Annotated in this window: 14 protein-coding genes and 1 pseudogene; 11 read left to right on the forward strand and 4 right to left on the reverse strand. The window is 62.1% G+C overall.

Annotation, left to right across the window (positions count from 1 at the left end; all coding sequences use genetic code 11):
- Together B0E41_RS17210 and B0E41_RS17215 are read left to right on the forward strand one after the other, a co-directional pair.
- Positions 1 to 739: cytochrome b/b6 domain-containing protein (locus B0E41_RS17210; RefSeq protein ID WP_143433882.1), on the forward strand; the 739-nt coding region annotated here is incomplete at its 5' end.
- A gap of 34 nt (positions 740 to 773) precedes the next feature.
- Positions 774 to 935 (forward strand): annotated as a pseudogene (locus B0E41_RS17215) (rubredoxin); the annotation flags it as partial.
- Between the two features lie 240 nt (positions 936 to 1,175).
- On the opposite strand, the gene B0E41_RS27175 reads toward B0E41_RS17215, so the two are convergent.
- Complete coding sequence (locus tag B0E41_RS27175; protein WP_171984799.1) at positions 1,176 to 1,334, reverse strand: hypothetical protein; 159 nt, start codon at positions 1,332 to 1,334, stop codon at positions 1,176 to 1,178.
- Positions 1,335 to 1,408: 74 nt separating this feature from the next.
- Between B0E41_RS27175 and B0E41_RS17220 the strand changes: the two genes are divergently transcribed.
- From B0E41_RS17220 to B0E41_RS17250, 6 genes are read left to right on the forward strand one after another with little or no spacing between them, the layout of a single operon-like run.
- Positions 1,409 to 2,215 carry an AfsA-related hotdog domain-containing protein gene (locus B0E41_RS17220; RefSeq protein ID WP_171984800.1) on the forward strand — a complete coding sequence of 269 codons (807 nt, stop codon included), beginning with the start codon at positions 1,409 to 1,411 and terminating at the stop codon, positions 2,213 to 2,215.
- On the forward strand, positions 2,212 to 3,591 hold the full coding sequence (locus B0E41_RS17225) for an FAD-dependent monooxygenase (RefSeq protein WP_077332564.1): 1,380 nt from the start codon (positions 2,212 to 2,214) through the stop codon (positions 3,589 to 3,591). Before B0E41_RS17220 ends, B0E41_RS17225 begins: the two co-directional genes overlap by 4 nt.
- Entirely contained in the window at positions 3,588 to 4,559 is a 972-nt protein-coding gene (locus B0E41_RS26710) for a ketoacyl-ACP synthase III family protein (RefSeq protein ID WP_171984801.1), read from the forward strand. The genes B0E41_RS17225 and B0E41_RS26710 overlap by 4 nt, the downstream gene beginning before the upstream one ends.
- The gene (locus B0E41_RS17240; protein WP_077332568.1) at positions 4,556 to 5,218 is read left to right on the forward strand and encodes an HAD-IB family hydrolase; all 663 of its coding nucleotides are present in this window, start codon (positions 4,556 to 4,558) and stop codon (positions 5,216 to 5,218) included. Before B0E41_RS26710 ends, B0E41_RS17240 begins: the two co-directional genes overlap by 4 nt.
- The gene (locus tag B0E41_RS17245) at positions 5,215 to 6,420 is read left to right on the forward strand and encodes a multidrug effflux MFS transporter (RefSeq protein ID WP_171984802.1); all 1,206 of its coding nucleotides are present in this window, start codon (positions 5,215 to 5,217) and stop codon (positions 6,418 to 6,420) included. Before B0E41_RS17240 ends, B0E41_RS17245 begins: the two co-directional genes overlap by 4 nt.
- 5 nt (positions 6,421 to 6,425) lie before the next feature.
- Positions 6,426 to 7,493: an aldo/keto reductase gene (locus B0E41_RS17250; RefSeq protein WP_253194958.1), complete on the forward strand. Its 1,068-nt coding sequence runs from the start codon at positions 6,426 to 6,428 to the stop codon at positions 7,491 to 7,493.
- Positions 7,494 to 7,503: 10 nt separating this feature from the next.
- Here the strand turns inward: B0E41_RS17250 and B0E41_RS17255 are convergent, their stop codons facing one another.
- Positions 7,504 to 8,412 carry a LysR family transcriptional regulator gene (locus tag B0E41_RS17255; RefSeq protein WP_077332574.1) on the reverse strand — a complete coding sequence of 303 codons (909 nt, stop codon included), beginning with the start codon at positions 8,410 to 8,412 and terminating at the stop codon, positions 7,504 to 7,506.
- A gap of 224 nt (positions 8,413 to 8,636) precedes the next feature.
- Here B0E41_RS17255 and B0E41_RS26715 point away from each other — a divergent pair, with 224 nt between their 5' ends.
- Both B0E41_RS26715 and B0E41_RS17260 read left to right on the forward strand, forming a co-directional pair.
- Complete coding sequence (locus B0E41_RS26715) at positions 8,637 to 8,804, forward strand: hypothetical protein (RefSeq protein WP_216350776.1); 168 nt, start codon at positions 8,637 to 8,639, stop codon at positions 8,802 to 8,804.
- Positions 8,805 to 8,839: 35 nt separating this feature from the next.
- Positions 8,840 to 9,004 carry a rubredoxin gene (locus B0E41_RS17260; protein WP_077332576.1) on the forward strand — a complete coding sequence of 55 codons (165 nt, stop codon included), beginning with the start codon at positions 8,840 to 8,842 and terminating at the stop codon, positions 9,002 to 9,004.
- Here the strand turns inward: B0E41_RS17260 and B0E41_RS17265 are convergent.
- Together B0E41_RS17265 and B0E41_RS17270 are read right to left on the reverse strand one after the other, a co-directional pair.
- Positions 8,991 to 9,368, reverse strand: a complete 378-nt coding sequence (locus B0E41_RS17265) for a PepSY domain-containing protein (RefSeq protein ID WP_171984803.1) — start codon at positions 9,366 to 9,368, stop codon at positions 8,991 to 8,993. The genes B0E41_RS17260 and B0E41_RS17265 overlap by 14 nt on opposite strands.
- 47 nt (positions 9,369 to 9,415) lie before the next feature.
- Positions 9,416 to 9,964 (reverse strand): cytochrome b, encoded by a 549-nt coding sequence (locus B0E41_RS17270; protein ID WP_077332580.1) that lies wholly within the window; start codon positions 9,962 to 9,964, stop codon positions 9,416 to 9,418.
- 321 nt (positions 9,965 to 10,285) lie between these two features.
- Between B0E41_RS17270 and pgk the strand changes: the two genes are divergently transcribed.
- Positions 10,286 to 11,075: phosphoglycerate kinase (gene pgk / locus B0E41_RS17275; protein WP_077332582.1), on the forward strand; the 790-nt coding region annotated here is incomplete at its 3' end.

An 11,075-nucleotide genomic window follows, 5' to 3' on the forward strand; every position in this document is an offset into this window, starting at 1 on the left:
ACTCTCTGCCACCCCCCGTTCGGCCCCGTCCACCGCCCCGGGCCGCCGTGTCACCGACGCGCCCACGCGCATGTTCCACTGGCTGTTCGCGCTGAGCTTTCTCGGCGCCTACCTGACGGCCGACGGCGAGCGCTGGCGCATGCTGCACGTCACCCTGGGCTACACCATGGCGGGCCTGCTGGCCTTTCGGGTGCTCTACGGTGTCTTCGGCCCGCGCCAGGCCGGCCTGGGCCTGCTCTGGCGCAAGCTGGGCAGTGCGCCCGCGTGGCTGAGGTCGCTGCGCACCGCGTCATCGCTGGCCACGATCAACTGGCGCCAAGGGCAAAACCTGCTGATGGCGCTGGCCGTCATGGCCCTGCTGGTGCTGGTGTTGCCGCTGGCGCTGAGTGGCTACGCCACCTTCAACGAATGGGGCGTGTTCCCCGGCGAAGACTGGCTCGGCGAACTGCACGAGTTCTTCGGCGAGGCGATGCTGTTCGTGGTGCTGGCGCACCTGGCGCTGATCGGGGGCTTGAGCGTGCTGCGCCGCAAGAACCAGGCGGCACCCATGCTGACCGGCTGGGTCGCTGGCCCCGGGCCGAACCTCGTGCCGCACAACCGGGGCTGGCTGGCCGCCCTCTTGCTCGTGGCCGTGCTGGCCTACGGCGGCTGGGAATGGCAGCAATCGCCCCGAGGCCTGATTCCGGCCAACGCCTGGAGCCAGGTGTCGCAAGGCGACGGCGCTGGCGATGACGACTGATCAACCTCTTCTTGAGAAAGTGTGTGACGCCATGAAAGTCTGGATGTGTGTGGTGTGCGGCTGGGTCTACGACGAAGCCGCCGGGCTCCCCGATCACGGCATTGCGCCCGGCACGCTCTGGGCCGATGTGCCGGAAGACTGGCGCTGCCCGGAGTGCAGCGTGGGCAAGGCCGACTTCGTGCTTTGTGTGGTTTGACGCTGGTGAGAAATTGCCCAGACCGCTGTGGTGGCGTCCGGGGGTGTACCAACCTTCAATGCAGATGAAAGCGGTTGCCCGTGAAGACGGGGACTCTGGACCACGAAGCGACCACTCACCTCACGGGTGAAGGGCCACCGACCCGATAAGGGCGCCTGGGGGCGCTCTGGCTGCCCCATCGGATTCATCCTACGGCTCCGCGGGCGGTTGATGCAACTCGGCGCCTACCCCTGGCATGCCTCAGAACTCGCAGGAGTTTGGGCGAATCTGGCGGAGGCGTTCGGTCACCACCACCTCAACCCGTTCAGTCACTCGCTGGATGCGCAGCGCCACACCACCGCTGAGCGCGAGCCCGTCAGATTTGAAAAACGGGTTTCCAAACTCTTCTATATCCAGCATCCGCGACTGTCCGTAGCATGCATTGCTGCAACGCAACATAAAAGGGAGTTGATATGGTTAATTGTGGAATAGTGGTGGGTGACTGTTTCTCGGGATTTTCATCCGTCGAGGGCGTCTTCACCGTCAGTGAATTGGCGAAGCACCTGCGCCAACTTGGAGGAACGGACAGATTTCGAAGCAAATCCGCATTGCCCGAACACTTGGTCTGGGGCCAGGGAATTTCGGAGAATGACCGCGCCTACATAGCGCAATTGATTGACCATGCGCCAAGCCACATCGCCCTTTCTCTGGCGGACTGGCCGCCAACCGTTTCGGCGACACGAGGGCATGTCCACAAGCACGCTCCACAAAATGTACTCATCAGTGTTCCGAAGCGCATTGATGAAAACTGCTTCTTGGCGGATCTGCAAATTGATGCGCGCAATGAACTGCTTCTGGATCACGTCACTGGCCTGCATGTTCAGGGCATGGTACTGACAGAAGCCATACGGCAGATGTTCTTGGCAGTCTCTGAGGAACATCTATTTGATGAAAATACCCCGGCTGAAACCTATTTTGCGATCAAGTCGATGACTGTCGATTACAAGTCCTTTGTATTTCCGGTGGGTGCCAGCTTGCTGTTTAAAACAGAACAACTCAAACGCAGTGATGATGGCCGCCTGTCTGTGACGGCATCGATTGGCGTATGGCAAGGCGAAGTCGAGTGCGCAACATCGAAGGTTTCATTTTCCGTGTTTGATGCGCATCGCCTCAAGACACGAGAAATCGAACTTGCCGATGACTGCGTTCGAAAATTTCTCAGAGTGCACCATGTATCAAGCACCGTGACGCACAAGGTTCACAGCCACAGCCACAGCCACAGCGAACGGGTGACTGCATGACGGGGCCGATCTTGGTTGCTGGAGCGGGTCCCACGGGGCTGGCCCTGGCCTTGATGGTGAAACGGGCGGGGCTGGATGTTGCCGTCTATGAAGCGGCGCCGAATGTTGATGTCCGCCCTCGTGCCGTGATGGTGCATGCACGGGTTCTGGAAATACTGGACCGAATGGGATTGTCGGGGGAATTTTTGGAGGAAGGGCTCATACAGCCGGCCATCGCATTCGAGAGGTCTGATGGGCTCCGACTGGCGATAGATTTCAGAGACTTGCCGACACGGTTCCCGTGCGTTCTTAACCTTCGCCAACCGGACATTGAGCGAATTCTGACCAGAGCGCTGCTGGAAATGGGCGTGCGCGTTCATCGTGGTGTTGCGGTCGAAGGGTTCACGCAATCAACCGACCGCGTGCAAGTCAAATTGCGCCTTGCCGATGGTGGACCCCAGATCATCGAGGCAGCCTGGCTGATCGGATGCGACGGTGCCCGATCAACCATACGAACCCAACTCGGGGCCAAGTTTGAGGGGGAAACGCTGCCCATCCCCTACCTGCTCGGCGAAGGCCAGCCGGCGGCCAAACCCGCGCCTGACAGCGTCAGCACGATGCTCATCACGGCGCACGGCGTCATTTCGTGGCTTCCGTTTCGGGACGGAAGCGTCCGTGTTGCAGGCCCTGGCTCCTACACGGGAACACCCGGCGCGCTCCAGAATGCCGACCAGCCATGCCTGACGAAGGCCGAGTTTCTGGTTGAACAATCCCGGCTCGTGGCGGATCCAGACCGACGCATTTGCCACATCGATCGGACAGCGACATACCGGGTCCATGCCCGCCTGGCCAGCCACTGGGGTGATCGGCGGGTGTGGCTGGCTGGCGATGCTGCGCACGTACATCCACCCGCTGGCGGACAGGCACTCAATTTGGGGATCAGCGACGCTGAGGCCATCGCACTTCGACTGGCCGGGGACCTCAACTTCGCCCCGAAGTTCGACAGCTACGAGGCCGAACGCAGGGCCATTGCCGAGGCGACATTGGCGCAGGTCGCCATGATGCCCCTCGTCAATGCGCTGCGCGACGCCAGAACCGATGCGGAGGTGGAGGCGCTTCGGAGTGCCTTTGCAAACATGGCGATTCGTTTGAGCCACATCGCCACCGACTACGCAGCCTCGGGCCCAGATCGACTCGGTAGTACCGACACAAAGGTGCGACAGGCTCTGCAGATCGGTCGCCGCGTTGACAAACGATGTGGCTTGGTCCCAGAGAAAGCCGAAGCAGGGTGCTGGACCGTTGCGGATGCCCCCCGAACCCGCTTGTGGATGACGCCGGACCGGCATGTGCGCAGGCTGCAAAGTCACCCGAACCACGGCCCGGGGAGTGCCCAATGACCGGGCTATCCATTCTTGATCTGGCTGTCGAACTGCCTGCGTCAAGGACATCCATCAACGACATTGAAGCCGCGTGGCCACACGAAGTTGATCGACTGTCACGCATGGGATATGAACAACTGGCCGTTGAAACCGAGCGAACGGCGGGGCAACTGGCTATCGCGGCCTGTAGGAACCTAACGCTACCGGCAGGACCACCGCTGACGCTGGTTGTTCATGCATCGACCCATGCACAAGGCATGGGCGTGTTCTGGAACCCAGCAACGGCCGTGCAAGCCGCTCTGGAGGCAGACCACGCACTGCCGATCGCATTGAGACAAGGGTGCGACGGCCTGCTCGTTGGACTTCAGGTGGCCTGCACCCATCTTGGCCAACATGCGACGGGGCGGGCGCTGCTGGTTGGCAGCGACTGCTTTGGCACAGGCGGATTCTGCCGGGTCACCGCCGACTACAGCATCCTGTATGGCGACGGGGCCGCAGCGATGGTGATCGGCGTCGGAAGAGGCATTGCACACATCCTCGCCATTGAAACCGTGACCGACCCCGGTCTGAACGCATTGCACGACGGAACGGGGTTGCGCAGTGAAGACGTGCGCGCCGCCAAACGGCGGTTTCTGAGCCGCCATGGCCGTGAGCGCCTTCAGCACGGCACACGGAATGCGATGTCAAAAATCAAAAACCGAATGGCGCCTGACGCAGCATCAGACCGCGCCATCCGCCACATCCTGTTCCCGCATCTGGGGCTGGATATTCTGCGTGAAAACTACTTTCCCGCATTCGATCAGGGCGAGAAGCGCAGCTTGGTGGGCTTCGGTGCGCATCTCGGGCACATGGGAACAATCGACCAAATCGTCGCGCTTCAGGCCTTGGTCCGCACGGGCCACTTGGAGCCCGGTGACCGGGTGCTGTTGATTGGCGCTGGTGCAGGGTTCACGTGGACAGCTGTCCTGCTGGAGATAGCGCCATGACCCATTCCGCCATGGCCTTCTTCGATGTGGACGAGACGCTCATCGCCACGAAAAGCATGTTCGATGTGATGCGCTTTTTCCTGGAAAAAACAGAGGGGGAAGCGGGCTTGACGCGCTACGCGAAACGCCTGCGCCTGTTTCGTCGACTCGCCAGGGTGGGCGTGCCGCGCGTTGCAATCAACCGCCTCTACTATCTCTTTTGGCGAGGAACATCAGCTGATGCCGTTGCGGCAATCGCAACCGAATGGGTTGAGCAACGCAAGGGAGAACCGGCTTTCTTCCTGGCTCCAGCGGTCGCAGCGTTGACGGCACACCGCCAGCGCGGGGACCGAATTGTTCTCGTCTCGGGTTCCTTCCCGGCCGTACTGGAGCCATTGTCTGCCCAGCTGGGTGCCGACGAATTGCTTTGTACTCGCCCTCGGGTGGCCGACGGCCGTTTCACGGGTGGGGTTGAACAACCCATGATCGGTATCCACAAAACCCACGCAGCGCGTCAACTGATGGCGCGGGCCGGAATTTCCCCGGCCGAATGTGCCGCCTATGGCGATCACCTGTCCGACCTATCCCTGCTGGAACTCGTCGGGCATCCCGGCGTGGTTCCCAACGACCCCTCACTCTTGGCCATCGCCCGGACCCGCAACTGGAGAATACTGACATGAATCAAACGTCCTTGGGTGTACCCAATATCTACCTTGAAAAACCCTGGTATGACCGATTTCTCGCTTTTTTGATTGTTGCGCTTGCCCCCATTGGGCAAATGGCCATCGACATCTTCGTGCCATCGCTTCCATTGATATCGGCGGAGTTCGCCACCGATCGTCAAACCGTCCAGTTGAGCGTCACGCTGTACCTTGCCGCATTTGCCATTGGGCAGCTCATCTACGGGCCGGCTTCAGACAGCTTTGGGCGCCGTCGCGCATTGATGGCCGGATTTCTGATATTCCTCGTCGGGTCGGTGATGGCCATCTTTGCTCCCACCGTGACATGGTTTATTGCCGGACGCATGGTGCAGGGGATCGGCATCACTGCCGCATCGGTACTGATGCGAGCGATCGCCACCGATCGCTTCCAAGGCCCCAAGCTCGCACAAGTTCTGACCTATATGGTGATCGGCTGGGGCATCGGTCCCGTGATTGCACCTGTGCTGGGTGCAGCATTCCAAACGACCATCGGATGGCGTTATTCACTCGTTTTTCTGGTGCTCTATGGGCTTGGTCTGCTCGGACTCATCGTGGGGGTCATGAAGGAAACGAACCGACGCTTGGTGCCGTTCAGTGCGAAGGCCATCGGTCGCGGCATCGTTGAAATCTATGGCACCTTGCGCTTTGTTCTGGTCTTCTTCGCCATGGGCTTTTGCTATGGCGTGTTGCTGGCCTTCAACCTCGTTGGGCCGTTCACAGTTCAGACCGTCATGGGGTATGGACCGGAAGTATTTGGCGCGGTCGCCCTGACACTCGGGGCCGTGTACTTCGGTGGCGTTTATTCCAACCGCCTGCTTCCCAAAAGTGTCACCGTTTCACGCAAATTCTCTGTCGCATCCACGCTGGCGTTGACGGCTGCTGTGGTCCAGGTGCTGGGGGCCATGGGTTTTGACCTGACGCTCTGGGCGTTGGCACCCTTCGCATTTGTGGTGTTTTTCAGCGGTGTCATGTACCCCAATCTCATGGCTTTGGGTGTCTCCGCCTTCCCGCACATCGCCGGACTGGCAAGCTCCATTCTTGGGTTTTCGTTGATGTTGATTGCAGCGGGCATCATGGGCTTGGCCTCGCTCTTGGACGTGCACTCTCTGCTCCCATTCGCGCTGTTGACACTCGCGCTGATGGGCGCTGTTTTCCTGCTGGTGCGTTTGATCCGCCCCTGACCGACATGAACAAGGTTCCTATGCCATTTGAATCCACATCGGCGCTACCCATGCGCTGCGCCCGCGTTGGCGGCCTGTCCGTTTCTGCCATCGGCTTGGGCTGCATGGGCATGTCCGAGTTTTACGGCCCAAAGGACGATGCTGTATCCATTGCAACGCTGGATACAGCCATGGAAGCGGGCATCCGGTTTTTGGATACCGCCGATGTCTACGGTCATGGCCACAACGAGCGCCTGCTCGGCCGGTATCTGCGCAACCACCCTCAACGCGACCAGATCGTGCTGGCGACCAAAGGGGGCATCTTGCGCGACCTCCATGATCCAACCCGGCGTGGAGTCGATACCTCCGCGACCTACATCCGGGATGCCGCCCGGCGCTCACAAGACCGCCTGCAAACCCCGATCGACCTCTACTACCTGCACCGGGTGGCTGAGGGGGGCGTGCACATAGAGGCGAGCATGGAGGCCATGGCCGCGTTGATCGCCGAAGGGGTCATCCGTTCGGTCGGGTTGAGCGAGGTCGATGTGCCCACCATTCGCCAAGCGGATGCCGCACTGCGGCACTGCACCAACGGACGGTTGGGGCTGACGGCCGTGCAAACGGAATACTCCCTCATGACGCGGGTGGTGGAGACGAGTGGCGTCCTCGACGTGTGCCGCGAACTGGGCATCCTGCTCGTGGCCTACAGTCCGGTTGGCAGGGGTCTGTTGGCCGACCCCGTCCTGAATCCTGCGACGCTCGATGCCGACGACTTTCGCCGCTCCTTGCCGCGGTTCACGGGGGACAACCTGGAAAAAAATCGCCCACTCGTTGCCACGGTGGCCCAGATCGCCTCCGAGATCGGTGCGACACCGGCACAAGTCGCCTTGGCCTGGGTGCTTTCACGTGGACCTCATGTCGTTCCGATTCCCGGAACCCGCAGTCCCGCGCGCCTGCGGGAAAACGCGGCCGCCTGTGCCGTGGTGCTCAGTGAACACGCGTTGGCGAGGCTCAACACCGTGTTCCACCCTGGCGCAGTGGCAGGTGAACGCTACACACCGGCAGCAATGGCCGCCTATCAGCTCAAGGAATAGCCGGCTTGGTTCAAACACGCTCGCACAAACCAGAGGTGGGGCTTGCTTCGCCGAGAAGGCGCGGCGCAGCGGCGCGCAAGGTGTCAATGATGAAGTCGGCAACAACGCGCACACGTCGCGTCTCGATCATGTCGTTGTGCAGCACCAGATAGATGCTCTGTGACAACAAACCATCGGGACCATCGACGCGCACCAGTTCGCCGGAAGAATCGCCAACAAAGCAGGGCAGATAGGCCAAGCCGAGTCCCGCGCGCGCTGCTGCGACGTGCCCCTGCAAGGTGTTGAGCCGAAGCCTTGGCCCACGCCAGCAGCGGTGCACAGTCGCCGCACGGGTGATGGGCAGATCGGAGAAATCGTCGGACCACCCCACGATACCGGTCTCTGCATGGTGGGGATCGTTCGCCAGTGCCTGGCTGGCGTACAGCGCATGGGCCTGGCAACCCACCACCCGGGCCTTGAAGTTTCCCGCAGTGGGCAGAGACAGTCGAAGGGCAATATCAGCCGCACGCCCGTGCAATGCAATTTGCTGCACACCGGTACGAAACTCAATATCAATCTGAGGGTAAGCCAGCCGGAAATGCGCCAACGCCGGTAACAAGATGAGATGGGCCAGGTTTTCACTGGTCGCCACAAGGACTTGGCCCGACACCTCTTCCTTGGACCCTGGCAAAGACTGCTCCAACGCCAAGAAGGCCTCTTCGATGGAGAGACCCCGCGCCAGCAAGGCTTCACCATCGCGGGTCAACCCGTATCCCGCGTGAGTTCGGGTAAAGAGCGCTGCGCCGCAGTCTTTTTCCAGTGCGGCGAGTCTGCGCGACAGTGTCGCTGGGCTGGTGTGCAAGTCATGGGCCGCTACGGTCAGCGATCCGGCGCGCGCGGTGGCAATGAAATACTTGAGGTTGTCCCAGTGAATGTTCATTTTCAAGATTCAGTGCGCCTGTTTCGGTTCTCAGTTGGCGGTCCATGGACGTGTCGGCTGGGTCGTGGGGTTGCTGGTGGCCGCGCACAGCCTTGAACCACTGAGACAACAAAGCGACTAATGACGCAGATGATGATCTCAGAAACCAAAAGAGATGGGCACCATCCCGGCCCGGCCAACCGAATCAGAGGGAAGCACACCTCCTGAGGTCTCCGCGCGATTGGGTGCGCTCAAAAAAGGCGTTCCTCGGCGAAGACCGGCTGGCCGCCCTCTTGCTGGTGGCCGTGCTGGCCTACGGCGCCTGGGAATGGCAGCAATCGCCCAAGGGCCTGATCCCGGCCAACGCCTGGAGCCAGGTGTCGTCCGGGGCCGGTGATGGCGATGACGACTGACCCACAACCCCTCTTGAGAGAAAGCGAGTGACGCCATGAACGTCTGGGTGTGTGCGGTGTGCGGCTGGGTCTGCGACGAAGCCGCTGGACTCCCCGATCACGGCACTCCACCCGGAACGCCCTGGGCCGATGTGCCGGAAGACTGGCACTGCCCGGAGTGCAGCGTGGGCAAAGCCGACTTCGTGCTCAGTGTGGTTTGAGGTCGGTGCCTGCCTCCGACAGCCCCATCGCTTGCGGTTGTGAGGCCGCCGACGTGGGCGGAGCCACGCGGGTCAGGCGCACGGTTTCGCCGGTGACGGGGTGACGGTAGGCCTCCACCACGGTGCCGTCTTTTTCCACCGCGTAGAACTCGTGGCAGTTGCCCCGCGAGATCTTGAAGCGCACCAGCAGGTACCGGGGCGCGTCGAACGCGGCCCGGGCCTGCTGTTCCGACATCCACTGCGAGCGCGGCAGCTGGGTGCAGACCACTTTTTCGGTGGGCGTGCTGGCCACGGCTTGGCCGCCCCAGCAGGTCAGGAGCGCGAAGAGCCAGACGGTTGTGGAGCGTATGGGCGTTGTGTTCATGATCTCGGCCATCTGTTTCAAGCGTTGGGTGACACCGGCGTGGCGGCTCAGCCGCGCGAGGGCAACATGCGCAGCAAGGTGTTGTCCTTGATCACATGGTGGTGGAACAGGGCGGCCGCCGCGTGCAGTCCGATGAACCAGTAGCCGGCCACACCCACCGTTTCGTGCACTTCCTTGATCCACGCGGCGGCCTCGGGGTCGGTGCCCATCAGGGCCGGCAGCTCCAGGCCGAAGAACGGGACGGGTTTGCCTTTGGCGCTCAGGTACAGCCAGCCCGCCAGCGGCATGCCGACCATGAACACATAGAGCGCGGCGTGCATCAGCTTGGACAGGATCTGCTGACTGCGGGGTGGTGTGGGTTCGATGCGCGGTGCGGGGGCCGAGAAGCGCAGGGCCACGCGCAGCGCCACGAACGCCAGGACCGTGAGACCCAGCATGAAGTGCAGGGCCTTGAGGGTTTCGCGCGGATCGCTGCCTTTGGGGAACAGCTCGCGCAGCTCGATGCAGGCGTAGACCGCCACCAGCAACAGCAGCATGATCCAGTGCAGGGCGATGGACGGGGTGCGGTAGCGCTCGGTGTGGGCGGTGGATGGCATGGGGAACCTCCTGAAAAGTTGGGGAAACAAAGACATTCACAAAGACCGATGGGTCGGGGGTCCATGCTGGGTTGTGAATATTTGTGCCCGCTTAAGTCCGGGGGTTTTCCTGGGGTGTCGCTCGCGATAAGCGCCACATAAGCTGGACCGCGTCAGGTCCTGACGGCGCACCAACGGAGGTGGAGATCTTCCCCATCGCTGTTCCCTGGTTCAACCTGTCGCCGTCGGTGAACCCAACCGCGCGGCGGCAGTGCCTACAATTTGCGTTTCGCACCTGCGCTCCCGCATCCCGCAGCACCGCTGCCCGCTCAAGGCGTCCTCATGCAATTCATCCGCTTCTCCGATCTCTGTGCCCAAGGCAAAGCCCAGGGCCAACGCGTCTTCATCCGCGCCGACCTCAACGTGCCGCAGGACGATGCCGGCCGCATCACCGAAGACACCCGCATCCGCGCCAGCATCCCGGCCATCCAGATGGCGCTGGACGCCGGGGCCGCCGTCATGGTGACCAGCCACCTGGGCCGACCCACCGAAGGCGAGTTCAAGCCAGAAGATTCGCTGGCGCCCGTGGCCGCGCGCATGGGCCAGCTCATGGACCGCAACATCCGCGTCGTGGCCAACTGGGTGGACGGCGACTTCTCGGTGTCTCCCGGTGAGGTGGTCATGCTGGAGAACTGCCGCCTCAACGTCGGCGAGAAGAAGAACAAGCCCGAGCTCGCCGCCAAGCTCGGCAAGCTCTGCGACATCTTCGTGCACGACGCCTTCGGCACCGCGCACCGCGCCGAAGGCACCACCTACGGCATCGCCGAGACGGCGCCCATCGCCTCGGCCGGCCCGCTGCTCGCGGCCGAGATGGACGCCATCGGCAAGGCCTTGGCCAACCCGAAGCGCCCGCTGGTGGCCATCGTCGCCGGCAGCAAGGTGTCGACCAAGCTCACCATCCTGCAGGCCCTGGCGAAAAACGTGGACGGCCTGATCGTCGGCGGCGGCATCGCCAACACCTTCATGCTCGCGGCCGGTCTGAAGATCGGTAAGAGCTTGGCCGAGCCCGACCTGCTGGGCGAAGCCACCGCCGTGATCTCGGCCATGAAAGCGCGCGGCGCGGCCGTGCCGA

This window comes from Hydrogenophaga sp. A37 (assembly GCF_002001205.1).
Taxonomy (GTDB): domain Bacteria; phylum Pseudomonadota; class Gammaproteobacteria; order Burkholderiales; family Burkholderiaceae_C; genus Hydrogenophaga.